This is a genomic window from Pseudomonas asturiensis (assembly GCF_900143095.1).
GTDB lineage: Bacteria > Pseudomonadota > Gammaproteobacteria > Pseudomonadales > Pseudomonadaceae > Aquipseudomonas > Aquipseudomonas asturiensis.
Map to the genome: position 1 here is coordinate 160675 of NZ_FRDA01000007.1, position 26578 is coordinate 187252.

The following is a 26578-nucleotide window of genomic DNA, read 5'->3' on the forward strand; positions in this document are numbered from 1 at the left end:
TCTGTCAGCGCGGAACGACCGGCTTGCGAGCAGGCTTGCCGCCTTTGCCCTTGCCGCCCTTGGCCGCCTCCATACGCTCCTTGGCCGCCTGTTTGTTGCGTGCCATGGCGGCGGCCTTCGCTTCTTCACGCTTGTCCCACGGTTTGCTGCCGTCACTGCCGCGCGGCGGCAGACCGGTGTGCTGGGTCTGGATCAGCGTGGTCTTGGCCGCCTTGGCCACCTTGTGGCTGCCGGCAGGCGTCGAGTTCTTGCGGCGCGCGCTCTGGTAGCTGTCCGTGGCAGGTTGATGCAACGGGATCAGTTGATCCTTGCCCGGACCAATGAGGTCGGAACGCCCCATCCGCTCCAGCGCCTCACGCAGCATCGGCCAGCCCTTCGGATCGTGATAGCGCAGGAACGCCTTGTGCAGACGACGCTGCGCCTCGCTCTTCACGATCGTGACCGCGTCGCTCTTGTACGTGACCTTGCGCAGCGGGTTCTTGCCCGAGTGGTACATGGCCGTGGCCGTGGCCATTGGCGAGGGGTAGAACGCCTGCACCTGGTCGGCACGGAAGCCATTGCCCTTGAGCCACAGCGCCAGGTTCATCATGTCTTCATCGGTGGTGCCTGGGTGGGCCGCGATGAAGTAAGGAATCAGGTACTGCTCCTTGCCTGCTTCCTTGGTGTACTTCTCGAACATGCGCTTGAACTTGTCATAGCTGCCAATGCCCGGCTTCATCATCTGATTGAGCGGACCTTCCTCGGTGTGTTCCGGGGCGATCTTCAGGTAGCCGCCCACGTGGTGCGTGACCAGCTCCTTGACGTACTCCGGCGACTCGACTGCCAGGTCGTAGCGCAGACCGGACGCAATCAGAATCTTCTTCACACCCGGCAAGGCGCGCGCGCTGCGATACAGCTGGATCAGCGACGAGTGATCGGTGTTCAGGTTCGGGCAAATGCCGGGGAACACGCAGGACGGCTTGCGGCACGCGGATTCGATTTCCGGGCTCTTGCAGGCGATGCGATACATATTCGCCGTCGGCCCGCCAAGGTCGGAAATGACGCCGGTGAAGCCTGGCACCTTGTCGCGGATCTCTTCGATTTCGCGAATGATCGACTCTTCGGAACGGTTCTGAATGATGCGGCCTTCATGCTCGGTGATGGAGCAGAAGGTGCAGCCGCCGAAGCAGCCCCGCATGATGTTCACCGAGAAACGGATCATGTCGTAGGCCGGAATCTTTTCCTTGCCGTACGCAGGATGCGGAACACGTGCGTAAGGCATGCCGAACACGTAGTCCATTTCTTCGGTGGTCATCGGAATGGGCGGCGGATTGAACCAGACATCCACGTCGCCATGCTTCTGCACCAGCGCACGGGCGTTGCCCGGGTTGGTTTCCAGGTGCAACACGCGGTTGGCGTGGGCATACAGCACAGCGTCGTTACGAACCTTTTCCACCGATGGCAGGCGGATGACGGTCTTGTCACGGGTCATGCGCGGGCTGGCGAGAATCTGCACAACCTTAGGTTCGTTCGGGTCTTCGACCGGACCTTTGTCCTGCTCGATGGCGCAGGCTTCAGTGTCCTGAGTATTGATGTACGGGTTGATGATCTTGTCGATCTTGCCCGGACGGTCGATGCGCGTGGAGTCGACTTCGTACCAGCCTTGCGGCGTGTCGCGACGAATGAACGCTGTGCCGCGCACATCGGTGATGTCTTCGACCTTCTGACCGTAGGACAGACGCTGGGCGACTTCGACGATCGCGCGCTCGGCGTTGCCGTAGAGCAGGATGTCGGCGCAGGCGTCGATCAGGATCGAGTTGCGAACCTTGTCCTGCCAGTAGTCGTAGTGCGCAATACGGCGCAGGGACGCTTCGATGCCGCCGAGCACGATCGGCACGTGCTTATAGGCTTCCTTGCAGCGCTGGCTGTAAACCAGGCTCGCACGGTCTGGACGCTTGCCCGCCATGCCGCCCGGGGTGTAGGCATCATCGGAGCGGATTTTCTTGTCCGCGGTGTAGCGGTTGATCATCGAGTCCATGTTGCCGGCAGCGACACCGAAGAACAGGTTCGGCTCGCCGAGCTTCATGAAGTCGTCTTTGGACTGCCAGTTGGGCTGGGCGATGATGCCGACGCGAAAGCCCTGGGACTCGAGCAGACGCCCGATGATCGCCATGCCGAACGAGGGGTGATCCACGTACGCATCACCGGTCACGATAATGATGTCGCAGGAATCCCAGCCAAGCAGATCCATCTCTTCCCGACTCATGGGCAGGAAGGGTGCTGGTCCGAAACATTCGGCCCAGTACTTGGGATAGTCAAATAACGGCTTGGCTGATTGCATGTTCAGGACCTACGTTTGCACGTTGGAAAAATCGCGGGCGCGGAATATAGCACATTTTTTGATCAAGTCCGACGGCAATGGTCGGAATTGAGTGGATGGCTTCAGCGCCAACCTCTTCGCGAACAAGCTCGCTCCCACAGGGATGAGTTGTCACCTGATATCAATCATCATCGAAGTTGTAACTGCCCGGCGCCAGGTTCTCGAAGCGGGTGTATTTGCCGATGAACGCCAGGCGCGTGGTGCCGATAGGGCCGTTACGCTGCTTGCCGATGATGATCTCGGCGATGCCCTTGTGCTCGGTCTCCGGGTGATACACCTCGTCGCGGTACACGAACATGATGACGTCGGCGTCCTGCTCGATCGCTCCGGATTCCCGGAGGTCGGAGTTGATCGGGCGTTTGTTCGGACGTTGCTCCAGGGAGCGGTTGAGCTGCGACAGGGCAATGACCGGACAGTTGAATTCCTTGGCCAGCGCTTTCAAAGAGCGGGAAATCTCGGAAATCTCGTTGGTCCGGTTGTCACCGCTTGATCCCGGGATCTGCATCAACTGCAGGTAGTCGATCATGATCATGGCCACATCACCATGCTCACGCACTACCCGGCGGGTACGCGCGCGCATTTCCGACGGGCTGATACCAGCGGTGTCGTCGATGAACAGCTTGCGGTCATTGAGCAGGTTGACGGCTGATGTCAGGCGCGGCCAATCGTCGTCGTCCAGCTGACCGGCACGCACCTTGGTCTGATCGATGCGACCCAGCGAGGACAACATACGCATGATCAGCGACTCACCTGGCATCTCGAGGGAGTAGACCAGCACGACCTTGTCGCTGCGCAACACGGCGTTTTCGACCAGGTTCATCGCAAAGGTGGTCTTACCCATCGACGGACGACCGGCGACGATGATCAGGTCCGCCGGTTGCAAGCCGCTGGTCTTTTCATCCAGATCGGTATAGCCGGTCGACAGCCCGGTGATGGCGTTGTCACTGTTGAACAGCGTATCAATCCGGTCGATGGCTTTGGTCAGCAAGTCGTTGACGCTGACCGGGCCGCCCGTCTTTGGCCGAGCTTCGGCAATCTGAAAAATCTGCCGTTCGGCCTCGTCGAGGATTTCTTCAGCGGTACGGCCTTCGGGGTTGAACGCGCTGTCCGCAATTTCGGTGCTGATGCCGATCAATTGCCGCAAGGTTGCCCGGGCGCGAACGATCTGCGCGTACGCCTTGATGTTGGCGACCGAAGGCGTGTTCTTCGCCAACTCACTGAGATAGCCAAGCCCGCCGACCTGAGAGGTCTGCCCTTCCTTGTCCAGCTGTTCGGCCAGCGTCACTACGTCTATAGGGCTGTTCTGGTCGGCCAGACGGGCGATAGCCCGAAAGATCAGGCGGTGGTCATGTCGATAGAAATCACCGTCCGAAACTTGATCAAGCACCCGCTCCCAGGCGTTATTGTCCAGCATCAGACCACCGAGCACAGCCTGTTCGGCCTCGATGGAATGTGGCGGCACCTTGAGGGCAGCGGTTTGCAGATCGTATTGCTCAGGGCTGGAGATTTCGTTCATGGCCACTTGAATTCGAGGTTTACAGAATAGGGATGCCATAAAGACAAAGGGCACGACCTGTGAACAGGATCGTGCCCGATGTTAATCCTCTGACGGCAATGCCGCCAGACGATCACGTACTGCTTATTAAGCAGCCACTACGACAACGCGTACGGTCGCTTCTACGTCGCTGTGCAGGTGCACGGCTACGTCGAATTCGCCAACGTTGCGGATAGTGCCGTTCGGCAGACGAACTTCGCTTTTTGCAACTTCAACGCCCGAGGCGGTCAGTGCATCAGCGATGTCGTGGGTGCCGATCGAACCGAACAGCTTGCCTTCGTCACCAGCAGTGGCAGTGATAGTCACTTCCAGCTCAGCCAGTTGGGCAGCGCGAGTTTCGGCAGATGCTTTCTTGTCTGCAGCCAGTTTTTCCAGCTCGGCACGACGCTCTTCAAACGCAGCCAGGTTGGCAGCGGTTGCAGCGGTGGCTTTGCCGTAAGGCAGCAGGTAGTTACGACCGTAACCGGCCTTAACGTTTACTTTGTCGCCCAGGTTGCCCAGGTTGGCGACTTTTTCCAGAAGGATCAGTTGCATGTGGAAATCCTCTTAACTTTTAACCTTCACCGTTCGCAGGACCATTGCCGGAATCTTTCGATACCCGGCGACCGCGAAAATCAATCAGGCTGTCGACAATGGCTATCACCACGAGCAACGGATAGATCAGCTGCATGAATACCAGCAGCGTGATGTACATCCCTACCAGCCAGAACCTGGACAGGCGCTTTTCAGCGACCAGTCCGTGTATCAATGCCAGCCCTGCAAATACCAGCGGTACGCTGCAGAGCGGTGTGAGCATGGCCATCTGAGGACCGAAATTCGGCCCCACCAGCATGCACACCACCAGCACCAATGCTGGCACCAGCGGGATTCTCACGGCGCGAAACTCGCGCCCGAAACCACCAGGGTTGTACAACAACGCTTGCCAGTAGCGCCCAAGAATCAGGCTCAGCACACTGACGATTTGCAACAAAGCCGCTATCAGGCCATTCAGGACGGGTGCAATCAGTGCTCCCAGACGCGCGCGCTCTTCTACGTTCATTTGCTCGTAGAGCCCAGAGAGCATTGCCGGCAGGTGTTTCTGCAACTCCTGCGACATCGCTTCAATGGGTTCGCGAAAAACCGCACCCAGCACCACTGCGTACACCACACCCAACGCTACGCTGACCAGCAGCACACGGACCCAGGACTCGCTGGCACGCAACACCATTGCCAAACTCAGCGAACCGGCCAGCACCATGGCTGTACGCGGTTCGCCGAAATACCACCAGACCAAAGCCGGCAGCAGAGCCCAGGACAGGACACCAACGGCATCACTGAACCCGCGCCGCAGAAGCACCAGGCAACCTGCGGCAGCACTCAACCAGAAAAACAGCGGCAATGCCGCACATCCAGCCACTACGAGAGTGGCTTGCATGCGGCCGCGCATGATGAATTCAGCCAGGGCACGCATGCTTTCTATCCCTTGTTACGTTTTGTCGACTACCCGGTCTCAGCGGCCGTGGCTGTCGGTGTAGGCCAGCAGGGCCAGGAAGCGGGCGCGCTTGATAGCGGTGGCCAGCTGACGCTGATAACGTGCTTTGGTACCGGTGATACGGCTTGGAACGATTTTGCCGGTCTCGGATACGTAAGCTTTCAGAGTGTTGAGATCTTTGTAATCGATCTCTTTGACGTCTTCAGCGGTGAAGCGGCAGAATTTACGACGACGGAAGAAACGTGCCATGTAATTGGCTCCTCAAAAGGTCCGTGGATTACTCGTCAGCGTTATCGCTAACGTCACTGTTGTCGCCGTCATCGCCATCGGCGCTGTCGGAGTGCTCAGGACGGTCACGACGCTCACGGCGCTCACTGCGGTTTTCTTCAGCCTTGAGCATCTCGGACTGGCCAGTGACGGCTTCGTCGCGACGGATGACCAGGTTACGGATCACAGCATCGTTGTAACGGAAGTTGTCTTCCAGCTCGGCCAGAGCCTTGCCAGAGCACTCAACGTTCAGCATCACGTAGTGAGCCTTGTGAACATTGTTGATTGCGTAAGCCAGTTGACGACGGCCCCAATCTTCCAGACGGTGGATTTTGCCGCCGTCTTCTTCGATCAGCTTGGTGTAACGCTCTACCATGCCGCCGACTTGCTCGCTTTGATCCGGGTGGACCAAAAAGATAATTTCGTAATGACGCATGAATGCTCCTTACGGGTTGTAGCCTGCCGCTGAAAGCGGTCAGACAAGGAGTGAATGACACTGTTAGTCTTGCTCAGGAACAGGCACATGCGCGCCTGCCATGACAGCAAGGGGCGCAATTGTAGAGAAGGGTCGTGGGCGGCGCAAGGCAATTGGTGATTATTTGAGCAGGCACGCCGGACCAGGAGAGCGATCGCGCCCCACGCAAAGCATGGGGACGATCAAACGCTGACAATCAGCCTTTCTTGCCAGTCGCCTTGGCACTGCGCTGGCGCAACGCTTCGAACAGGCATACGCCGGTCGCAACCGAGACGTTAAGGCTGCTGACACTACCCGCCATGGGCAGGCGTACCAGATAGTCGCAGTGCTCGCGGGTCAGGCGACGCATGCCCTTGCCTTCGGCACCCATGATGATGATGGTCGGCCCGGTCAGGTCCTGCTGATACAACTCCTGCTCAGCCTCCCCCGCCGTACCCACCACCCAAAGACCGCGCTGCTGGAGCTTTTCCAGCGTGCGGGCCAGGTTGGTCACGGCCACCAACGGAATCACTTCCGCCGCACCGCATGCCACTTTTCGTACAGCTGGCGTCAGTGTTGCGGATTTGTCCTTGGGAACGATGACCGCCAGCGCACCCGCCGCATCCGCCGTACGCAGGCAGGCGCCCAGGTTATGCGGATCGGTCACGCCATCGAGCACCAGCAACAGAGGCGGGCCTTCAGTGCGATCAAGCAGCTCGTCGAGCATCGCCTCGCCCCAGACCTGGCTCGGGCTTACATCCGCGACAACGCCCTGGTGTACACCTTCGACCCAGGCGTCCATTTCGCGACGCTCGGCCTGGCCGATGGTGACGCGATTCTGACCGGCCAGTTCGACCAGCACCTGGACGCGAGGGTCGCTACGCCCCTCTGCCAGCCAGATGTGCTTGACCCGCTTCGGATGATGACGAAGCAACGCTTCCACGGCATGCACGCCGTAGATTTTTTCCAACTGACTCATGAATTAGCCTTGGGTTTACGAGCGCCGCCGCTTTTCGACGATGACGCGGAGCCCGTTTTCGACGAGCCCCCTTTACGATGTTTGCTGGTTTTGCCTGAGGAAGGTGCAGAGCCCGAAGCGGGCCTGTCAGACTTTCCCGACGATGCCTTGCTACCGCCCTTCGCTTCAGCCAGAAGGGCTTTTTTCATTTCACGACTCTTGCGCACTTCTGCGTTCTTCGCCGCCGCATCGCTCGGGCGATAAGCCTCGACCGGTGCTTCCTTGGTGGCGGCCGTACGGCGTCCGGATTTGGCCGGAGCCTTTTCCTTCTCGGCAGTCGTCGCAGGTGCTGCGGCCTCCTGACCACGGCGCTTGCGCCCGGGCGAGGAAGTGGTCGCTGCAGACTGCTCGGAAATTTCGAAGTCGATCTTGCGCTCGTCCAGATCGACACGCATGACCTTCACCTCAACCGTGTCGCCCAGGCGGAAGTTACGGCCTGTGCGCTCGCCGGCAAGGCGGTGGTGCAACGGATCGAAGTGGTAATAATCGCCCGGCAATGCAGTGACGTGCACCAGGCCTTCGACGTAGATATCGGTCAGCTCAACGAACAGACCAAACCCGGTTACAGCTGTGATCACGCCAGGGAACGACTCACCCACGCGGTCCTTCATGTACTCGCACTTGAGCCAGTTGACCACATCGCGCGTGGCTTCGTCGGCTCGACGCTCGCTCATCGAGCACTGCTCGCCCAACTGCTCCAGCAACGCTTCGTCGTAAGGATAGATGCGCGCCTTGGGTATGGTTGCCGCACCGGCACGGCGTACGTGCGGTGTGTCCTGCTTGGAGCGGATCACGCTGCGGATCGCACGGTGCGTCAGCAGGTCCGGGTAACGACGGATCGGCGAGGTGAAGTGCGTATAGGCTTCGTAATTCAGACCGAAGTGGCCGTTGTTGTCCGAGCTGTACACCGCCTGACTCAACGAACGCAACATCACGGTCTGGATCAGGTGGTAGTCCGGGCGATCGCGAACGGTTTCAAGCAGCGCTTGATAATCCTTCGGCGTCGGCCCTTCCTTGCCCTTGTGCAACGACAGCCCCAGCTCGCCCAGGAAGGCGCGCAGCTTTTCCAGACGCTCTGGTGGCGGACCATCGTGCACGCGATACAGCGCAGGGATCTCGTGCTTTTTCAGGAATTCAGCCGTGGCCACGTTGGCCGCCAGCATGCACTCCTCGATCAGCTTGTGAGCATCGTTGCGTGTAGTCGGACGAATCTCGGCGATCTTGCGCTCGGAGCCGAAGATGATTCGGGTTTCCTGCGTTTCGAAGTCGATGGCACCCCGCACATGGCGTGCGCCCAGCAGCACCTTGTACAAGGCGTAAAGCTGCTTGAGGTGCGGCACCACATTGCCGTACTCGCCACGCAGGCTCTTCGCTTCAGCGGTTTTCGGCTGCTCCAGAATCGTGCTGACCTTGTTGTAGGTCAGGCGCGCATGGGAGTGGATGACAGCTTCGTAGAACACGTAGTCCGTCATCTCGCCGGTCTTGGAGATGGTCATCTCGCAGACCATGGCCAGACGATCGACATGCGGGTTCAGCGAGCACAGACCGTTGGACAACTGCTCGGGCAGCATCGGCACGACGCGCTCGGGGAAGTACACCGAGTTGCCACGCACCTGGGACTCGGCGTCCAGCGCCGAACCGATCTTCACGTAGCTGGAAACGTCGGCAATCGCCACGTAGAGCTTCCAGCCACCGGAGAACAGGCGCAGCTTGCCAGGTTTTGCTTCGCAATAGACCGCATCGTCGAAGTCGCGGGCATCTTCGCCATCGATGGTCACGAACGGCAGATGACGCAGATCGACGCGGTGTTCCTTGTCTTTGTCTTCGACTTCCGGCTTGAGCCTGGCCGCTTCCTTGAGCACGGCTTCAGGCCATACGTGAGGAATGTCGTAGGTGCGCAGCGCAACGTCGATTTCCATGCCGGGCGCCATGTAGTTGCCCACCACCTCGATCACGTCGCCTTGCGGCTGGAAGCGTGGCGTTGGCCAATGGGTGATCTTCACCTCGACGAACTGACCGATCTTCGCGCCATTGTTGCGACCGGGTGTGACCAGCACTTCCTGCTGAATCTTCGGGTTGTCCGGGATGACGAAACCGATGCCGCTCTCTTCGAAGTAACGGCCCACGATGGATTCGTGACCGCGGGAAATGACCTCGACGATCACGCCTTCACGACGTCCGCGACGATCCAGACCGGAAACACGTGCCAGAGCACGGTCGCCGTCGAACACCAGACGCATTTGCGCCGGGCTCATGAACAGGTCATCGGAACCGTCGTCGGGCACCAGGAAGCCAAAGCCGTCGCGGTGACCGGAAATGCGACCGAGGATCAAGTCGAGCTTGTCCACTGGCGCATAAGTACCCCGGCGGGTATAGATCAGTTGAGCATCGCGCTCCATCGCACGAAGGCGACGGCGCAGAGCCTCGAATTGATCCTCAGTGACCAGGCCGAACTCTTCGACCAGTTGCTCACGACTCGCTGGCGAGCCGCGCTCGGCGAGGTGCTGAAGGATCAGCTCACGGCTGGGAATGGGGTTTTCGTATTTTTCCGCTTCACGAGCGGCCTCGGGATCGAGGGACTGCCAATCGGCCATTAGATAGTTTTCACCTTGTATATATGGGGGTTAGTTTGGCATAGACCTTATGAAACGGGAAATTTCACGCTCAAACAGCTCACCGAAAAACGCCCTGGACTGCTCTGAAACACCTGATACACACCGCTGGCGAATTATTTGAAGTTTTTTTCACCCATGGGCTTTACAGCCCAAAAGGCGCTCCGTATAGTGCGCGCCATCGACAGGCTGATGCCTCAAGATACTGCCCAGATGGTGAAATTGGTAGACACGCCAGCTTCAGGTGCTGGTGACCGCAAGGTCGTGGAAGTTCGAGTCTTCTTCTGGGCACCAATTCAAGGCAACAGCCTACAACAGGTTGACGCCTCACAAGAACCCGCGAAAGCGGGTTTTTGCATTCCGGGGTTTTGATTATTAAATCAAAACAGGGGTTTACAGAATAAAACGATAGCCGTATAGTGCGCCCCATCAGCAACGGAGACGTCGCTGATGCTGCCCAGATGGTGAAATTGGTAGACACGCCAGCTTCAGGTGCTGGTGACCGCAAGGTCGTGGAAGTTCGAGTCTTCTTCTGGGCACCAATTCAAAAAAACCGAGCCAATGGCTCGGTTTTTTGCTTTCCGGGTAATGACTTCTTCACCCCCACCTTTGCCCGCTCCTTTCAGACGTCGGACACCTCGTCGTCCTCTTCACTCTCCTCGTACTGAGCCTCGAACACGATGACCGAACCATAGGCCATCATCAAATCTGCGCTCGCCCTGTCGACGACGCGCTCCAGATCATCCACTGGCAGATACAGCGTGCGGTACGTTTGCGAATCGTCCGTATCACTCGTCCAGAGAATGGCGGGAGAAATATCACTGAAATCCACCGGATTGGCCGGATCGGTGCACACGCGCCTTAAATCACTCAGTGTCGGAATCGTCAGCCCATCCTCCTTTGCCCAAGCCTCGCATTCTTCATACGTGCCTCGTTCCAGCAGATAGAGCTCTGGAAAACCTTCGACGTAGACGCCCACCTCAACCCTGGCAACGGCAGCATCATGGATGGCGACCACAGCCTCGCCATTGCTCATAGCCCTGACGACACCCTTCGGGCTCACGTCGGCAACGCTCGCATCATCGGACTCAAAGCGGTAAGGCACGGTCCCCCCTTGCGGCTTGAGCTCAGCCGTCGCACCGACAGGGGTATTGCCTTCAGGTGGATATGAGGCCTTCAGCGTCATGTGAGTCGGCAAAATGCTCAAACTGACAGGAACGACAAGAGAGGGCTGCTGCACGCTCAAGATCAGCACGGGAAAGTGATCAGCATACTTGGGACCGATATCACCATCATACGTGACCTTCGCAAACACCCTGATTTTGCTGCCGTCCTTGACACTGACGAACCTGCTGTAAGGAATCTTCGCGATAATCCCTTGAGAAGCCTGCGCCGTCGTCACCCGCTTCGCGATCCAGAGATGAACTTTCCAGGGAGCGTCATTCTTGTCTACCCCCTCAAGGGACAGCCATATTCTCTGGCCAGCCTGTATGAACGGCCATTTTTTCAGCGAGAACGTTACATACTCGAAGGGCCGGGACAGATCGAGCAAATCCCAGGACGCCTGATCGGCCACCGGCACACTCAAATGATCATGGCCCAGCATATCGACATCAATGACTGCCGCCTCGGACGTCACGAGCTCAGCGCGACCCTTACGGGTTATCTCGTAGTAGACCCAGACTTGCGCCCCCATGCTCCAGCCCACCGCCGACGGCGGGATCGTAAACACCAGCGGCTTGCTGACGTCACTGACCGTTTGCGGCGGCAGTTCCGGCGTTCCTGCGCCCGGCATCCCCAACCAGGTGAGCCTGACCTCATCTCCCACAGCGATCGAAGGATAAGGCTGGACCGTCACCGTCTCGCCGGCCAGGACAGCCATTGGATCGAGCCAGTCTTCGTACGCGTGCTTGATGATCGGCGCAGGAGGCTGCCCGGACTCTGCCACGACACCCACGCTGAATAGCACTTCCTGCGAGCGGAATTTTTGCGACCGGCCTTCCAGCCACTGGCGCGTGATCACATAGTAGACCGTGACTTTCTTATCGAGCGCTGCCTTCGCCGCTTCGGCAGGCGCCAGGAATGACAGATTCACATCAACGTTTGTAGCATCGACCTGAACGGTCCCTATCAATGCCGGCGCATCGCTACCTGTTTGCCAGAAAACCGATACGCTGTCCCCCTCCTGAGTCCCCGAAAAAGGCACCGTGATGCCCACTCCCGCATTGAGGAGCGAAGGATCAATGGCCCCGGCATTAATGCCATCGACCTTGGGAGCTGTGAGAACGGCCGAGCCTGCGAGACGTTGCTCGTGCTCATCACCCACAAAGAAGCGGTAGTCGCCTGAACGATAGGAGGCTTTCTTGCCGTCATCCGACCCGCGTTCGATCGTATAAAACAGGATGACCACCTTGCCGCGATTGAAACTCACGACCTGATCCACCGGCACTTTGAATGAAACGTCGCCATCCACATTCAACTGCGTGACCACAGTGTTAGCCGTAAACGGACGTTTTCTTGAGGTGTCATTCCAGTAGAGCGTGAGCTTGTCCCCCACTCTCGTGCCCGCTGACGGGATATGCACATCAACGGACTGGGTAACGCTGGCCGGATCCAGCCGACCTTCTTTAACCTCATTAACGAAAGGCGGCAACCCGGTCAGGCTCGGCCCGATGCCGATGCCGATGGTCTTTACGGGCGAACGCTGCCATGCGCCCTTTCTTCCCACTTGATACGAGAGAACGATGATCCCTCCAATCAAGGGTTTGATCTGCTCTTCAGGGAAAGTGATGGTCAGCGGACGCTTCGCAAGGCTGGACTCGTTGATCAGAACCTCCCTGTCCGTAAACACTATTTCCTTCTGTTCGACATCCCGGCCTGTCATGGAAAACCTGACGATATCGCCAGGCTCCATCGCGTAGTCAATCGCGACGGTCAGGTACCTCGACTCGCCTTGAGTGCCAAGGCTGTCAGGATCGACCGTATCACTGATAGCTTCCAGCACCACCGGCTCAGGCAAGGCAACACTGCCCTCCCCTGGCGTTGTCCCGGCATCCTTATCGGACGCAGGCAGTCCTCTGACCAGAAAAGCCAACGGATTAGAAACACGCAGCTTGCCGCGCGGACTTTGTGCAATGCACTTGAGGGCCAGTTTTTTCCCTGCATAGGCTTTCACCTCATCAGCAGGAATATAAAACGTGCGGTAATCACCGAAGTAACTGCGCCTTGGATCGGGGATGTACCTGAACCTGGCGGTGAATGAGTCACTCCAGACAATCCCTGCAACGCCCTCCACCGAGAGCTCGACAGTGACCGCATCGCCATCAACGAAAGGAAGTTGATTGGTCGCAGGCGTTGTGCCCGCCGTCACACTTACCGGCAGTGGCCCGCCCGCCATGTTGTAAGTCGCCCCCGAAGGCCCGGCAGGCGTTGAACTGGCGTCCAGATCCACCTCAACCCCGACCCACTTGTGCACGACATCAGGCAATTCCCCGATGAACGGGGGAAACGGCCTGGTCGTAGGAATTACTTTTTTACTGTTTTTTTTCTTGATGGCCATCGAATACGCTCCATGGTTTGTGCGTTGAAACGCTGGATCGTCGATCTCTCGGTGACGATCCCCATGGAGTATTAACCTGCCCGAATCCCGTACTTGCTACTGGCAAAACCTATAGTTGCACGTGAACAAAAACACGCTATAACAGGCAATCAAGCAGGCCTGGACTAGGCCCGGAACTGCCCCAGGCTCGCCTTCAAGCGCGCAGACAGCTTGTCGAGCGTCCGGCCACTGGCCGTCGTCTCCACGACAGCCTGAGCGGCCTTCTCGGCCTGGGCATGAATCACTTCCACACGCCCTCTCACAGCCTGAGCGCCCTGTGCCTGATGCTCGGCGGCACGCGTGGCCAGACCGATAGCGGCATGAACCTGCTCCACCGAGGTCTGCACCGTCTGCTGAAGTCGCGCACTGTCGCGCAGAACGGCCAGACCTTCCTTCGCCTGTCGACCGGCCAGACCGATAGTTGCCACCGCTTCTTTGGCACCGGCCTGCAACTTGGTGATGTGCTCCTGAATATCACCGGTCGAACTTTGGGTCTTGCTGGCCAGCGCGCGAACCTCATCGGCCACCACCGCAAAACCGCGACCCGTCTCGCCCGCTCGCGCAGCCTCAATCGCTGCGTTGAGGGCCAACAGGTTGGTCTGCTCGGCAATGCCATGAATCACCTCCAGCACCACTTCGATCTGTTCGCTCTGCCGTGCCAGACGCTCGATCACTTGCGAGCCGGTTTCGACCTGACCGGCCAATGCCTCGATCAAGCCGCCGACCTGGTTGGACGTACGCGTGTTCTCATCCGTGGCCTGCTTAATGTCGATCACCTGCCGTAACGCCTCCTGCATGGCCTGGCTTTCCGCCTGAGCCTCATCGGCCATTTGCGCCAACGCCTGCAGACTGGCCGCCACTTCGTCACGCTGCAAGGCCGCCGCGGCGTCTGCACCGGCATTTCGCTGGCTCATCGCACCAATCTCGACACCGGTCAGTTGAGCGACCTCTCCCGCTTCGCGAACGATAGGCTGAAGCTTGTCGATGAACCGGTTGACCGCTGCCGACATGTCGCCGATTTCGTCATTGCTGTCGAGCTTGACGCGACGCGTCAGATCCCCCTCGCCCGCCGCCAGATCATCGAGCGCAGCAATCAGCAGGTGCAATTTGTTGACCACACGACGGCCGAGCACAACGGCCAGCAGCAGCAACACCGCCAGGCCGATCAGCGCCAGTCCCAGGCCGATGTTCCAACGCAGGGTCTCAGCCGCCTCCTGAACAGCAGAACGGGTATTGCTGGCCATCGCCGTCGCGGCCGACTGCGCTGACTCCAGACGAGTGCGCAACGCCGCCGAGCTGTCTTTGGAAGCCCCCGCCAGACTCTCGGAGACCAGTTGCTCGCCACTGGTGATCAAGGTCGCGAAACGCTTGTCCAGTGCGGCCAGATTTTCTTCGACCGATGCAGTGGAGACGCCCATGCGCACCTTGCCGATCTCGACACCATTAGGACTGATGGAGGCTTCGACGTAGTAAACCGAAGGGTCGTTTTTCGCGGCATTGAGGATCTTGTCCATGGCCCGCTCACCCTCACCTTTGGCGAGAAGCGCTTTGACCAGAGGATTGTCACGATTCATGTACCGCGTCAGGTGCTCGCCCGTAGCATCGTCATACACCACGAACAGTACGTTTGGGTTGCGTTGGGCACGACGGGCAAACTCGGACAGGGTCGGCGTGTCGTTATCCCACATGGCGCGAGGCGCAACGGCAGCCAGCAGTTCGGCCATGTCGGTAGCGGATTCCCTGAGGTCTTTTTCCAGCGTGGCGCGCAGTTGCGCCTGCTCTTCCTTCAGGCGTGTGGACAGGCCGCCACTGAGTCGCTGGCGTGTACTGGACGAGAGTGCGTCCAGACTGGATGTCACCTCACTACTCGCACGTTCCAGTTCGGACGACACATGTTGCGAATCTACCCCCAACCGATTGGCAAGATCCGCTTCAAGCGCAGTGACCGTGCTCCGGGTGAGCGCAACCGCGACCACGACCTGCACCAAAAGGGCGATACCCAGCGCAATAAAGACAGGGCGCAACAAACGACTTCGCAACAGAGATAACACAGCCGACACAGGAGAATCCCTCCACCTTGAGCGCCATTAAAATAGTGGCACTAATTTGTCGTTTGTATAGCAAGCGCCGTGCCGTGATGCAATTCACATTTTATTGGCCGGGCAGTAGCGGACGCGAAACCCGACTCTCCTGGAGCGCTGCAGACAAAAAAAGGGCCGCACATGGCGGCCCTTCTTTTTGCAGCTAACGAGGTATCACGCGAACGGGTGACGCAAAACGATGGTTTCGTTGCGATCAGGACCGGTAGAGATGATGTCGATAGGTGCGCCTACCAGCTCTTCGACACGCTTGATGTAAGCGCGTGCGTTGGCAGGCAGTTCTTCCAGCGTGCGGGCACCCAGGGTGGATTCGGTCCAGCCTGGCATCTGCTCGTAGACCGGCTCAAGGCCGATGTAGCTGTCGGCATCGGTAGGAGCTTCGATCACAGCGCCGTTCTCGTTCTTGTAACCCACGCAAATGTTGATGGTTTCAAGACCGTCGAGCACGTCCAGCTTGGTCAGGCACAGGCCCGAAATGCTGTTGATTTCGATAGCACGACGCAGGATGACCGCATCGAACCAGCCGCAACGACGAGCACGGCCCGTGGTTGCACCGAACTCGTGGCCGCGCTTGGCCAGGAACGCACCGACATCATCGAACAGCTCGGTCGGAAACGGACCGGAACCGACGCGAGTGGTGTAGGCCTTGGTGATACCCAGGATGTAATCCAGGTACATCGGACCGAAACCCGACCCCGTGGCGATGCCGCCAGCGGTGGTGTTGGAGCTGGTGACGTACGGGTATGTACCATGATCGATGTCCAGCAACGAACCCTGGGCACCTTCGAACATGATGTCCTTGCCGTCGCGACGCATGCCGTGCAGTTCGGCGGTCACATCGAGCATCAGCGGCTTGAGCAGGTCAGCGTATTCCATGCACTCGTCGAGCGTCTTCTGGAAATCGATGGCAGGCTCTTTGTAGTAATTGACCAGTACGAAGTTGTGGTAATCCAGCAACTCGCCCAGTTTGGACGCGAAACGCTCACGGTGAAACAGGTCGCCGATGCGCAGACCACGACGTGCAACCTTGTCTTCGTAAGCCGGGCCGATGCCGCGACCGGTGGTGCCGATCTTGAACTCGCCACGGGCTTTTTCACGCGCCTGGTCCAGCGCAACGTGATAAGACAGAATCAACGGGCAGGAAGGGCTGATGCGCAGACGCTCGCGCACCGGAATGCCTTTCTCTTCCAGCTTGATGATTTCGCGCAGCAATGCGTCGGGAGCAACCACGACACCGTTGCCGATCAGGCACTGCACGCCTTCGCGCAGTACACCGGACGGAATCAGGTGCAATACGGTCTTCTCACCGTCGATCACCAGGGTGTGACCCGCGTTGTGGCCACCCTGATAACGAACTACGGCGGCAGCATGTTCGGTCAGCAGATCAACGATCTTGCCTTTGCCCTCATCACCCCATTGGGTGCCCAGGACTACGACATTCTTACCCATAACACTCGTCCTCATTCACGCAAACTTGGTGCCGGCAGCGGCCGGCAGGAATACTCAATAAGCCAGCGGCATGACCTGCCAGTGCTCGCCATGCTGAATCAATTGCCGGTCACAGTCGGCTTCACGCGCGGCGCTCACCTGCTGCCCAGGCAAGGCCTGAACCACACGCTGACCTTCGCTGCGCAACTGGCATACCTGCTGCCAGAGTGCCGCATCCGTACTGTCCGGCACCCAGATACCGCCGGACGGTAATACGATTTCTGCCTGACCCAGGGTGACCAGGGTTTTCAGGTCGGTGGAAAAGCCAGTCGCCGGACGGGCACGACCGAAGTCGGCACCGATGTCGTCGTAACGACCGCCCTGAGCAATCGACTGCCCGACACCCGGCACGAACACCGCGAACACAACGCCCGTATGGTAGTGATAACCACGCAGCTCGCCGAGGTCGAAATACAGCGGCAACTGCGGGAATCGCGCAGCCAGGCGATCGGCAATGCTCACCAGATCGTCCAGCGCAGCCAGCACCGGAGCAGGCGCGCCAGCCAGACGATCACGGGCCGCGGCCAGCACTTCGTGGCCACCGCACAGGTCAACCAGCGCACGCAGCATCGAAGCCAGTTCCTGCGGCAGATTGGCCGTCAGGGCGACCACTTCGTCGATGGCCTTGCGCTGCAGTGCATCGAACAACTGTTGCTCGACTTCGCCTGACAGGCCAGCGGCACGTGCAAGCCCACGGTAGATACCGACATGCCCAAGGTCCATGTGCACATCCGGCACATCGGCCAGTTGCAGCATGGCGAGCATCAGACTGATGACTTCAACGTCACTGCTAGGGCTTGCATCACCGTACAGCTCGGCACCGAGCTGAATCGGGCTGCGCGAGGAAGACAGCGCACGCGGCTGGGCATGCAGGACACTGCCTGCGTAGCACAGACGGCTTGGACCTTCACGCTTGAGGGTGTGCGCATCAATGCGCGCGACCTGCGGCGTGATGTCGGCGCGGAAGCCCATCTGCCGACCCGATTGCGGATCGATGACCTTGAAGGTGCGCAGATCCAGATCAGAGCCTGCGCCCGTCAGCAAAGACTCGAGGTACTCGATATGCGGGGTGACGACGAACTCATAGCCCCAGCTCTGGAACAGATCCAACACCTGACGGCGCGCTACTTCAATGCGCGCCGCTTCTGGTGGCAGTACTTCTTCGATGCCATCTGGTAGCAGCCAGCGGTCAACCGTTGCCATTACGCCATTCCCCTGTGATCCGGGCGGCCAGCCTTGAGGCCAGCCTTGAGTGAAGCAGAAAGTGATGCGCTGTACGACGGGCACGACAAACGCCCGAGACAGGCCTTGCAGACCACTTTCCTCGAAAAATCTTGCCGCTCGCCCTGCAGGCTGCGACCAATCAATCGTGCAGACGCAAAAAAGCCGGGAATTTCCCGGCTGCCGCATGATACACACGTTTTACCGTACGATCACCCCACCGGGCAGTTTTGCCGCCCGGCGGGTGATTTATTACAGCCTGGTATTACGGCTTGGCTTTTTCCAGATAGCGGAAGAACTCGCTGTTCGGGTCAAGCACCAGCATGTCGCTCTTGTTCGCGAAGCTTTCACGGTAGGCACGCAGGCTGCGATAGAACGCGTAGAACTCCTGGTCCTGACCATAAGCCTTGGAGTAGATCGCGGCGGCCTGTGCATCACCGTCACCGCGCGCCTCTTCAGACTCACGATAGGCTTCGGCCAACAACACACGACGCTGACGGTCGGCGTCGGCACGGATACCCTCGGCCAGCTCGTTACCCTTGGCACGGTGTTCACGGGCTTCACGCTCACGCTCGGTGCTCATGCGCTCGAACACGCTGCGGTTCACTTCCTTGGGCAGGTCGATGGCCTTGACGCGAACGTCGACCACTTCGATACCCAATTCCTTTTCAGCCATGCGGTTCAGCGAGCCGGTGATATCGGCCATCAGTGCATCCCGCTCACCCGACACGACTTCGTGCAGGGTGCGCTTGCCGAACTGGTCACGCAGACCCGATTCCAGACGACGCGAAAGGCGCTCGTCGGCAATCTGCTTCAGACCGGAAGTTGCCGTGTAGAAACGCTCGGCATCCTTCACGCGCCATTTGGCATAAGCATCGACCATCACCGCCTTCTTCTCGAGCGTCAGAAAACGCTGGGTCGGGGCATCGAGGGTCAGCAGACGGCCATCGAACTTGCGCACCTGATTGACGTAAGGAACCTTCACATGAAGGCCCGGCTGCACATCAGCCTGTACCACACGACCGAATTGCAGCAGCACTGCACGCTCGGTCTGGGACACGATGTAGAAGCTGTTCCAGGCAACGACTGCCAGGACCACACCAACAATTAGGGTGATCAGCGATTTATTGCTCATCAGCGACTCTCCCTGGTACGTACATCGCGCTGCTGAGTATCCGCCGCTCGCACGCCAGCATCAGTTCCAGTCGAGGATGAATTACCGGTGCCCGACGCATTGCCGGTACCGCTGCGACTGTTTTCCATCATCTTGTCGAGTGGCAGATACAACAGGTTGTTCTGACCCTTGTCGCCGGTCACGAGCACCTTGCTGGTATTGCTGAAGACTTCCTGCATGGTGTCCAGATACAGACGCTGGCGGGTCACTTCAGGTGCCTTGCGGTATTCGGCAACCAGTTTGGTAAAGCGGTCAGCTTCACCCTTGGCGCGGGAAACCACTTCGTCACGATAACCGTTGGCGTCTTCAAGAATACGCTGAGCCTGACCACGGGCTTCCGGGATCACGCCATTGGCGTAGCTTTCAGCCTGGTTGCGTGCACGCTGCTCGTCTTCACGGGCGCGGATCACGTCATCGAAGGCTTCCTGCACTTCACGCGGCGCAGCCGCACTCTGTACGTTCACCTGAGTAACGGTGATACCTGTGCGATAAGTATCGAGGAACCGTTGCAGACGTTCCTTGATCTCGCTCGCCATCAGCTCACGGCCTTCGGTCAGCACCTGGTCCATCGCCGTGGAACCCACGACATGGCGCAGCGCACTTTCGGTGGCATGCTGCAGGCTGATTTCAGGCTGATCGACGTTCAGGACAAAGTCCTGAAGGTTGCTGATCTTGTATTGCACGGTCAGCGGCACTTCGACGATGTTCTCGTCTTCGGTGAGCATCTGGCCCTGCTTGCTGTAGGCACGCTCGCGCGTCACGTTTTCCATGTACTTGCGATCGAACGGCGGGAAATAGATGTTCAGGCCCGGGCCCACGGTTTCGTGGTACTGACCGAAACGCAGCACGACAGCCTGCTCCTGCTCATCAACGACGTAGATCGCGCTGTAGAGCCAGAAAGCGACGAGCACCACCAGACCAATGCCGAGCAGGCCGAAGCCGCCGCCTTTGCCTGGGCTGCCACCACTGCCATCACCACTGCGTTTCTTACCGCCGCCGAACAACCCATTCAGGCTCTCCTGCAGCTTACGGAAGGCCTCGTCGAGATCAGGTGGTCCCTTGCGGTCGCCACCACGGCGTTTGCCACCCCAGGGATCTTGATTATTCGAGTTGCCACCCGGCTCATTCCAAGCCATAGCGCTCTCCATCTGATAAAGCAAAGGCGCACCTTCGGCGCGCCGCCCCATGCTACAGAATGCCCGCGAAAGCCGTACAACGGCTTTCTCGTGCTTTTATTGCAAAGTGTGTTGCTCGATGAACTCCAGCGGCTGCAATCCTTCGCGAGTCACCAGACGATTGAGTTCAACGCGCGGTATACGCACTGCCAGCAGACTTGAGCCCTCCTCGTCGTGCGTTTCGCTCTGTACGGCACCCAGTTCGAAAAACTGGGCCCGCAGTCGAGCGAGACGCTGAGGCAGGCGCAGGGTGCCGACGAACAGATCGTTACCCAGCAGTTCGGCTACAGCCTGCTTGAGCAGGTCCAGCCCCCGACCATCACGGGCAGACAACCAGACACGCTGCGGTTTGCCATCGGCATCGCGCTGTATCTGAGGCTCAACGCCTTCAAGCAGATCGAGTTTGTTATAGACCTCAAGGATCGGCAAGCCCTCGGCTCCGATCTCACCGAGCACGGCCATGACCTGCTCGATCTGCGTCATGCGGTCCGGCTCGTGGGAGTCGATCACATGCAGCAGTAAATCGGAGTTGCTTGATTCTTCAAGCGTGGCGCGAAAGGCTTCGACCAGTTTGTGCGGCAAGTGGCGAATGAAGCCCACTGTGTCGGCCAGCACAATCGGACCCAGGTCATCGAGTTGCAGACGACGCAGCGTAGGGTCCAGCGTGGCGAACAACTGATCGGCCGCAAACACGTCCGAATCGGTCACGGCATTGAACAGCGTGGACTTGCCGGCGTTGGTGTAGCCCACCAGCGATACCGAAGGGATGTCGGCGCGACGACGGCCACGGCGGGCCTGATCACGCTGACTGCGGACTTTTTCCAGTCGCCCCTTGATCTGACGCAGGCGTACCCGAAGCAGACGACGGTCTGTTTCAAGCTGGGTTTCACCCGGACCGCGCAAGCCGATCCCGCCTTTCTGTCGCTCAAGGTGGGTCCAGCCGCGTACCAGACGGGTACTCATGTGCTCAAGCTGGGCCAGTTCGACCTGCAGTTTGCCTTCATGGGTACGCGCGCGCTGGGCGAAGATGTCCAGAATCAGACCGGTGCGGTCAAGCACGCGACACTCGAAAACACGTTCGAGGTTACGTTCCTGACTGGGCGTGAGGGTGTGATTGAAGATCACGATATCGGCCTGTTCGGCCTTGACCTGGTCGCGAAGCTCCTCGACCTTGCCAGAGCCAATCAGGTATTTGGCAGATGGCCGATGACGCGGCACGTTGATAAACGCGACGGTATCGGCACCAGCCGACATGGCCAACTCCTGAAACTCCTGCGGATCTTCGCGCGCCTCAGGGTCCTGACCATCCAGATGAACGAGAATGGCCCGTTCACCACCACTGTGGCGCTCAAAGAACAAGGCAGACTCCTATCAGGCGTTACCTGGCTCGGCATCGCCGCCGTCAGCGTCGGTAGCGCTGGGCAGACGAATCGGACGAACCGGTACAACGGTGGAAATAGCGTGTTTGTAGACCATCTGGCTGACAGTGTTCTTCAGCAAAATGACGAACTGGTCGAAAGACTCGATCGTGCCCTGCAGCTTGATACCGTTGACCAGGTAGATCGATACCCCGACCTTCTCTTTACGCAAGGTATTCAGGTAAGGGTCTTGTAGCGAATGCCCTTTTGACATGTGCCGCACTCCTTTAAGGATCAATAAATAATAAATCGAATTCGATTGGCTTACCGGCTACCCCCCAAGGATAGACGGCTATTGCAGGGACTCAGCTCAATATGGAGACCGATCCCAGGTATTTCAAGGCGCGTGGCAGATTGTCGCTGGCCAGGCTGTCCAGCCAGTGCAGATTCTCCCAGCTGCGTAGCCAGGTGAATTGCCGTTTGGCCAGTTGACGCGTTGCAATGATGCCCCGCTCCTGCATTTCATCCCGTGTCAGCTTTCCATCCAGGTGATCCCAGACCTGGCGATAACCGACGGCTCGTATCGATGGCAGACCTGAATGCAGGTCGCCCCGTGAGCGCAATGCCAGTACTTCGTCCAGAAACCCTTGGTCCAGCATTTGCAAAAAACGTAGTGCGATGCGGTCATGCAGCACCTTGCGATCAGCCGGAGCTATCGCAAGACTGGCAACAGTATAGGGCAATTGCTGACGCCCCGATGCGGCTGCTTCGGTACTTTGCGCAGTTTGTTGCTCGCGGTGTGCGGTCATGCTCATTCCGCTGACGCGATAAACCTCCAGCGCACGGATCAAGCGCTGCGGATCGTTGGGGTGAATACGCGCTGCCGACACCGGGTCGACCACCGCCAACTGATCATGCAACGACTGCCAGCCGTTTGCCTGAGCATCAGCCTCAAGCTGAGCCCGAACCTGCGCATCGGCCGCTGGCATATCCGCCAGCCCGTCCAATAGAGCCTTGAAATACAACATAGTGCCGCCCACCAACAAAGGAATATTTCCCCGGGCAGTGATTTCGGCCATCGCGGCCAGTGCATCGGTACGAAAATCGGCCGCGGAGTAGCTCTGCGCCGGGTCGAGAATGTCGATCAGACGGTGCGGGTATTGGGCCAGTTGCGCCTTGGAAGGCTTGGCGGTGCCGATGTCCATGCCGCGATAGACCAGCGCCGAATCGACGCTGATCAGCTCGCACGGCAAGACCTTGGTCAACTCGATCGCAAGGTCGGTCTTGCCTGCAGCGGTGGGCCCCATGAGAAAGATGGCCGGAGGTAAAGCGTTCATTCATTGACCGCGCAGGAATAATTTATCCAGGTCGTTGAGACCCATCTGGGTCCATGTAGGACGACCGTGGTTGCATTGTCCGCTGCGCTCGGTGTTTTCCATGTCGCGCAGCAGGCCGTTCATTTCCGGGATCGCCAGGCGGCGATTGGCCCGGATAGCGCCGTGGCACGCCATGGTGCCCAGCAGCTCGTTCATGTGCGCCTGCACCCGGTCACTGGTGCCGTATTCCATCAGGTCCGCGAGCACATCACTCACCAGCCGGTTGGCCTCGGCCTGCTTGAGCAACGCCGGGATCTGCCGGATGGCCAGCGTCTCGGGACCCAGGCGCTGCAACTCGAAGCCCAGACGCTGAAAGGTCGCCAGGTGTTCTTCGGCGCAATCCGCTTCACGCTGACTGACCGCAATGGACTCGGGCACCAGCAGCGGCTGTCCGCTCAAGCCCTCGTTGGCCATGGCGATCTTGAGGCGTTCGTACATGATCCGCTCGTGGGCAGCGTGCATATCGACCAGCACCAGCCCATGAGCGTTTTCGGCCAGGATATAAATGCCCTTGAGCTGCGCGAGCGCGTAGCCCAACGGAGGAATATCGGCAGGCGACTCGGGCAACGAGCTCGGCGCAGCACCCGGCAGCGGCGCGAAGAATTCACGGTAGGCGCTTTGCACCTCGGCCACCGGCGCACCGGGCGACGCAGGTCGAGGTGAATATTGATACTGATAACCGCCACCTGCGCCTGAGCCCGAGCCTGCAGAGCGCGTATAGGTCTCGCCCTGCGGCTGCTCAAGCACATTGTTGGCCAGACGCATCTCGCCCTGCGGCCCGAATTCGCCCGCCTCAGGTCCCGTCGGACGCACGATGGCGGGTGCAGGCGCACTGCCGGACAACTGATCTTCGGGGCGCACATCACCCAGCGCACGGTGCAGCGTGCCATAAAGAAAGTCATGCACGGTGCGCCCGTCACGGAAGCGCACTTCGTGCTTGGTCGGGTGAACGTTGACATCCACCGCCGCCGGATCGACCTCGAAAAACAGTACGAAGGTCGGATGACGGCCATTGAACAGTACGTCGCGATAGGCCTGGCGCACCGCATGGGCAACCAGTTTGTCGCGCACCGCACGGCCGTTGACGAAGAAATATTGCAGATCAGCCTGACTGCGCGAGAACGTCGGCAACCCGACCCAACCCCACAGGTGCAGGCCGTTACGCTCGATCTCGATGGGCAGCGCCTGCTCAAGGAAACCCGGCCCGCAGATGGCCGACACGCGACGCGCCCTGGCGGTGTCGTCATGGGCTTCATGCAGGCTGAGGATGGTCTTGCCGTTGTGCCGCAAATGGAAGGCCACGTCGAAGCGCGCCAGCGCCATGCGCTTGATCACTTCCTGCAGATGATCGAACTCGGTCTTTTCGGCCTTGAGAAACTTGCGGCGTGCCGGCGTGTTGAAGAACAGGTCGCGCACTTCCACCGACGTACCCACCGGGTGCGCGGCAGGCTGAACCCGTGGTGCCATGTCACGGCCTTCGGTTTCGACCTGCCAGGCCTGATCGGCATCACGTGTGCGGGAGGTCAGGGTAAGGCGCGCAACCGAACTGATCGATGCCAGCGCCTCGCCGCGAAAACCCAGACTCATCACCCGCTCGAGGTCTTCAAGGTCGCGAATCTTGCTCGTCGCATGTCGCGCCAGCGCCAACGGAAGGTCATCAGACGATATACCGCTGCCGTCATCACGGACTTTAAGCAGCTTGATACCCGCCTGCTCGACATCCACATCAATGCGCCGCGCACCGGAATCGAGGCTGTTTTCGAGCAATTCCTTGATTACCGACGCCGGTCGCTCAACCACCTCACCCGCTGCGATCTGGTTGGCCAGCCTGGGGCTGAGCAACTCGATGCGGGCTGCGTTCAGAATGACCTGATCGGCGTCCGGCTGGACGCCGTCGAGCAAAAGGTCGCTGCTGGCTGCATCGTTATTCATGGCTGCGTCGCGACCTCGGCACTCGGGATTCGCAGGTCCTGGCCAATTTTCAGCTCATCCGTTTTCAGGTTGTTGGCGCTGCGCAACGTGGCGATGTTCATGTCGTAACGGGCAGCGAGCATGGCCAGCGTTTCACCGGAGCGAACGACATGGTTGCGCGGGCCCTGGGCGAGTTTGCCGTTGTCACGCAACCAGGCAATGTAAGTGCCCTGAGGCGGATTCTGCTGAAAGAACTGCTTTACGCCTGAGTTGATCGAGCGCGCCAACGCCTGCTGGTGCGAGGTCGAACTCAGCTTGTTGGCTTCGTTGGCATTGGAGATAAAGCCGGTTTCCACCAGAATCGACGGAATGTCCGGCGACTTGAGCACCATGAAGCCTGCCTGCTCGACACGTGACTTGTGCAGCGAGGTCACGCGACCAATGTTACTCAGAACTTTCTGCCCTACGTTCAGACTCGACGACAGCGACGCGGTCATGGACAGGTCCAGCAGAACGCCCGCAAGCATGCGGTCCTTATCATCAAGACTCACGGCCCCGGCGCCCCCGATCAGGTCGGAGCGGTTTTCACTGTCCGCCAGCCAGCGCGCGGTTTCAGACGTTGCGCCACGATCGGACAGAGCAAACACCGACGCACCAAAGGCTGCGGTAGACGGCGCGGCATCGGCGTGAATGGACACAAACAGATCAGCCCCTTTGGCGCGGGCGATTTCCGTGCGCTTGCGCAACGGAATAAAGTAGTCGCCGGTTCGCGTCAGTTCGGCGCGATAGCCCTTCTCGGCATTGATCTGGCGCTGCAATTCGCGTGCAATCGACAGCACCACGTTTTTTTCTTTCTCCCCACCCCTGCCAGAAGCGCCGGGGTCTTCGCCACCGTGGCCAGCATCGATCACGACCACGATGTCGCGCTTGCCATTGGGCACCGGCGTCAGCTTGACTTCAGGTTTGGCCGGGCTGATCGGAACGGCTGGCGCGGTGTTCGCCGGGGTATCTGCAATGGTCGGCACGGGCGAAGGGTTGGCGTCGGCAGCGTTGTCGAACAGGTCGACGACCAGGCGATTGCCGTACTGCTGGTTCGGTGCCAATGTGAAACTCTTGGGCGTCACCGCCTTCTTCAAATCAATGACCACGCGCAAGTCGGTTGCAGTGCGCTGGGCCGAACGCATGCTGGTGATCGGCGTATTGGCGGTCGACACGTTGAGCGGCCCGCCCAATGTCGCACCGTTGATGTCGATAACCAGACGATCAGGCGAAGTCAGGGTAAACACGCTGTGCTGGACAGGTCCTGAAAGGTCGAACACCAGCCGAGTGTTATCCGGCGCTCGCCATAAGCGGACACTTCGTACTTGCGTAGCGGCCAGCGCTTCGACAGCCAAGGCCATCAACAGCAGACCTACTACAGTAACCAGCGCGCGCATGCGCAT

Annotated in this window: 19 protein-coding genes, 2 tRNA genes and 1 pseudogene; 2 read left to right on the forward strand and 20 right to left on the reverse strand. The window is 59.2% G+C overall.

Annotated features, from left to right (window positions below; genetic code table 11):
• Positions 1-4: 4 nt before the first annotated feature.
• From BUB69_RS14615 to rnr, 8 genes are all read right to left on the reverse strand, one after another.
• Positions 5-2320: a YgiQ family radical SAM protein gene (locus BUB69_RS14615; RefSeq protein ID WP_073167952.1), complete on the reverse strand. Its 2316-nt coding sequence runs from the start codon at positions 2318-2320 to the stop codon at positions 5-7.
• 160 nt (positions 2321-2480) lie between these two features.
• Positions 2481-3875, reverse strand: coding sequence for a replicative DNA helicase (dnaB, locus tag BUB69_RS14620; protein WP_024685845.1), 1395 nt, complete (start codon positions 3873-3875; stop codon positions 2481-2483).
• A gap of 126 nt (positions 3876-4001) precedes the next feature.
• Positions 4002-4448, reverse strand: coding sequence for a 50S ribosomal protein L9 (gene rplI, locus BUB69_RS14625; RefSeq protein WP_004883587.1), 447 nt, complete (start codon positions 4446-4448; stop codon positions 4002-4004).
• A 19-nt stretch (positions 4449-4467) separates the two neighbouring features.
• Positions 4468-5364, reverse strand: a complete 897-nt coding sequence (locus tag BUB69_RS14630; protein ID WP_024685846.1) for a YybS family protein — start codon at positions 5362-5364, stop codon at positions 4468-4470.
• Between the two features lie 39 nt (positions 5365-5403).
• Positions 5404-5634 carry a 30S ribosomal protein S18 gene (gene rpsR / locus BUB69_RS14635; RefSeq protein ID WP_002551829.1) on the reverse strand — a complete coding sequence of 77 codons (231 nt, stop codon included), beginning with the start codon at positions 5632-5634 and terminating at the stop codon, positions 5404-5406.
• A gap of 28 nt (positions 5635-5662) precedes the next feature.
• Positions 5663-6088 (reverse strand): 30S ribosomal protein S6, encoded by a 426-nt coding sequence (gene rpsF, locus BUB69_RS14640; protein WP_004883583.1) that lies wholly within the window; start codon positions 6086-6088, stop codon positions 5663-5665.
• A gap of 235 nt (positions 6089-6323) precedes the next feature.
• On the reverse strand, positions 6324-7085 hold the full coding sequence (gene rlmB, locus BUB69_RS14645) for a 23S rRNA (guanosine(2251)-2'-O)-methyltransferase RlmB (protein WP_004883581.1): 762 nt from the start codon (positions 7083-7085) through the stop codon (positions 6324-6326).
• A complete protein-coding gene (gene rnr / locus BUB69_RS14650) occupies positions 7082-9718 on the reverse strand; it encodes a ribonuclease R (protein WP_073167954.1) in 2637 nt (878 codons plus the stop codon). Before rnr ends, rlmB begins: the two co-directional genes overlap by 4 nt.
• Positions 9719-9943: 225 nt before the next feature.
• Here rnr and BUB69_RS14655 point away from each other — a divergent pair.
• Positions 9944-10030, forward strand: a tRNA-Leu gene (locus BUB69_RS14655).
• Positions 10031-10191: 161 nt separating this feature from the next.
• Positions 10192-10278: transfer RNA gene (locus BUB69_RS14660), tRNA-Leu, on the forward strand.
• Positions 10279-10358: 80 nt separating this feature from the next.
• Here BUB69_RS14660 and BUB69_RS14665 read toward each other — a convergent pair.
• The 12 genes and pseudogenes from BUB69_RS14665 to BUB69_RS14715 form a co-directional block, all read right to left on the reverse strand.
• A complete protein-coding gene (locus BUB69_RS14665; protein WP_073167956.1) occupies positions 10359-13295 on the reverse strand; it encodes a hypothetical protein in 2937 nt (978 codons plus the stop codon).
• A gap of 164 nt (positions 13296-13459) precedes the next feature.
• Positions 13460-14344 carry a methyl-accepting chemotaxis protein gene (locus BUB69_RS29620; RefSeq protein ID WP_425439371.1) on the reverse strand — a complete coding sequence of 295 codons (885 nt, stop codon included), beginning with the start codon at positions 14342-14344 and terminating at the stop codon, positions 13460-13462.
• Between the two features lie 21 nt (positions 14345-14365).
• Positions 14366-15058, reverse strand: a pseudogene (locus tag BUB69_RS29625) (methyl-accepting chemotaxis protein); the annotation flags it as partial.
• Positions 15059-15589: 531 nt separating this feature from the next.
• A complete protein-coding gene (locus BUB69_RS14675; protein WP_073167960.1) occupies positions 15590-16882 on the reverse strand; it encodes an adenylosuccinate synthase in 1293 nt (430 codons plus the stop codon).
• A gap of 54 nt (positions 16883-16936) precedes the next feature.
• Positions 16937-18124, reverse strand: a complete 1188-nt coding sequence (locus tag BUB69_RS14680; RefSeq protein ID WP_073167962.1) for an ATP phosphoribosyltransferase regulatory subunit — start codon at positions 18122-18124, stop codon at positions 16937-16939.
• Positions 18125-18407: 283 nt separating this feature from the next.
• On the reverse strand, positions 18408-19277 hold the full coding sequence (gene hflC, locus BUB69_RS14685; protein ID WP_073167964.1) for a protease modulator HflC: 870 nt from the start codon (positions 19275-19277) through the stop codon (positions 18408-18410).
• Complete coding sequence (gene hflK, locus BUB69_RS14690; protein WP_073167966.1) at positions 19277-20452, reverse strand: FtsH protease activity modulator HflK; 1176 nt, start codon at positions 20450-20452, stop codon at positions 19277-19279. Before hflK ends, hflC begins: the two co-directional genes overlap by 1 nt.
• A gap of 96 nt (positions 20453-20548) precedes the next feature.
• Positions 20549-21850, reverse strand: coding sequence for a ribosome rescue GTPase HflX (gene hflX, locus BUB69_RS14695; protein WP_073167968.1), 1302 nt, complete (start codon positions 21848-21850; stop codon positions 20549-20551).
• Positions 21851-21862: 12 nt separating this feature from the next.
• Entirely contained in the window at positions 21863-22123 is a 261-nt protein-coding gene (gene hfq, locus BUB69_RS14700) for an RNA chaperone Hfq (RefSeq protein ID WP_024687522.1), read from the reverse strand.
• 91 nt (positions 22124-22214) lie between these two features.
• Entirely contained in the window at positions 22215-23186 is a 972-nt protein-coding gene (gene miaA, locus BUB69_RS14705; RefSeq protein ID WP_073167970.1) for a tRNA (adenosine(37)-N6)-dimethylallyltransferase MiaA, read from the reverse strand.
• Positions 23187-25091, reverse strand: a complete 1905-nt coding sequence (gene mutL, locus BUB69_RS14710; protein ID WP_175561745.1) for a DNA mismatch repair endonuclease MutL — start codon at positions 25089-25091, stop codon at positions 23187-23189.
• Between the two features lie 62 nt (positions 25092-25153).
• Positions 25154-26578, reverse strand: a complete 1425-nt coding sequence (locus BUB69_RS14715) for an N-acetylmuramoyl-L-alanine amidase (protein ID WP_073167974.1) — start codon at positions 26576-26578, stop codon at positions 25154-25156.